Consider the following 1859-nt stretch of genomic DNA (forward strand, 5'->3'; position numbering starts at 1 on the left):
GTTCGCCCAGCATGGGCGAACTCTAACGGGTGAAAGTCCCGAGTACGACCTGGTAGCGGTAAGTACATAGCCAAAAGCAAGGGTGTCCATAGTGATGTGGAATCTGAAGGAAGCTCGAGGCAAACCTCTGGTCTGACGAACAGAAATCATATAAGAGGCAACGCATGAGGATGAGACTGCGAAAGAAGTTGAAGTCCGATAGCTACTTGAACATGCGGTGTATATATGGCAGATAGATGGAGGGAAAGAGTTCGCACCTTAACTGGGGAGGTCTCACTAGTCTACATCAAAATCTTGTAGTGATACAAGACTGGATAGTGAGAAGTCAGCAGAAGCCATAGTAGTGAAGAGGTCTAATGAAAATTAGAATGAGCGAAGGGCTGAACAATTTTATCGTTATAGAAATCTTAACTGCGGAAGGAAATAGACCACTGGCCACACGCGAGAAAGTGGATACCAACCGACAAGAAAGAAAGGAAATAACAAGCATGTATGAACAAAAATTACTCGATAAAATACTCGATAGAGACAACCTTAACCAGGCCTACAAAAAAGTCAAAAGTAACAAAGGCGCATCCGGTGTGGATGGAATGAGTGTAGACGAATTAGCTCTGCACATGGTGGAGAATAAGGATGATATCATCCGTCAAATCCGCCAAAGAAAATACAAGCCTCAACCTGTTCTAAGGGTCGAAATCCCAAAACCAAATGGAGGAACACGATTCCTGGGAATCCCCACTGTGACGGATCGAGTGATCCAACAAGCAATGGCACAAGTTTTAACGCCACTGTTTGACAAACAGTTCAGCGAAAACAGCTACGGATTCAGACCCAAACGGTATGCAGAAATGGCGATCCTACAAGCGTTAGAATTCATGAACGAAGGATATGACTGGATTGTGGATATTGACCTTGAGCGCTTCTTTGATACGGTTCACCATGATAGACTGATGAACCTCATAGCGAGAACAGTGGATGATGGTGATGTCATTTCACTCATCCGGAAGTTCTTAGTCAGTGGTGTGCAAATTGATGAAGACTACAAAGAGACAGTAATAGGTACGCCACAAGGCGGAAACTTATCTCCGCTACTTAGCAATATCATGCTTAACGAACTGGATAAGGAATTAGAAAGTCGTGGACTGCGTTTCGTTAGATACGCAGACGATTGCATTATCATGGTTAAGAGTGAGATGTCGGCCAAACGAGTGATGAGGTCTGTATCAAAATTTATTGAAGAGAAACTAGGTCTGATTGTCAACGTCGAGAAATCGAAAGTAACGAGACCTAATGATCCTAATATGAAGTTCTTAGGCTTCGGATTCTTCAAGGAATACCAGACCGGTCTATATAAGGCGAAGCCTCATCAGAAATCCGTAGACAACTTCAAGTTCAAGCTGAAGCAACTAACAAAGAAGAACTGGGGTGTCGGTACGAAGTACCAAGTCGAGCGTTTGAATCAGTTAATTCGAGGATGGGTTAATTACTTCCGGATCGGTTATATGAAGAAGCTTCTTTCAAAAATAGATTCACATACAAGAGTTCGATTAAGAATGTGCATCTGGAAAAAGTGGAAAACTGCCAAGAACCGTAGGAAAAATCTGATCAAGTTAGGCGTAGATAAATTCAATGCGTACAAATACAGTCACACCAGCAAAGGTGCCATCCGTATAGCCTACTCATGGATTTTAACCACAACAATCACAAACAAGAGATTAGCCAAATTCGGGCTAATCTCTTGCCTAGAACAATACAACAAAGTACATGCTTAGTATAAAATTGAACCGCCGTATACGGATCCGTACGTACGGTGGTGTGAGAGGTCGGATAATCAATTAATGATTATCCTCCTACTCGAT

Annotated in this window: 1 protein-coding gene; it reads left to right on the forward strand. The window is 42.6% G+C overall.

Annotated features, from left to right (window positions below):
• The first annotated feature begins 488 nt into the window (after positions 1-488).
• The gene (ltrA, locus tag JOC78_RS17370) at positions 489-1772 is read left to right on the forward strand and encodes a group II intron reverse transcriptase/maturase (protein ID WP_204558605.1); all 1284 of its coding nucleotides are present in this window, start codon (positions 489-491) and stop codon (positions 1770-1772) included.
• Positions 1773-1859 lie beyond the last annotated feature (87 nt).

The organism is Bacillus ectoiniformans (genome assembly GCF_016908875.1).
Taxonomy (GTDB): domain Bacteria; phylum Bacillota; class Bacilli; order Bacillales; family Domibacillaceae; genus Bacillus_BX; species Bacillus_BX ectoiniformans.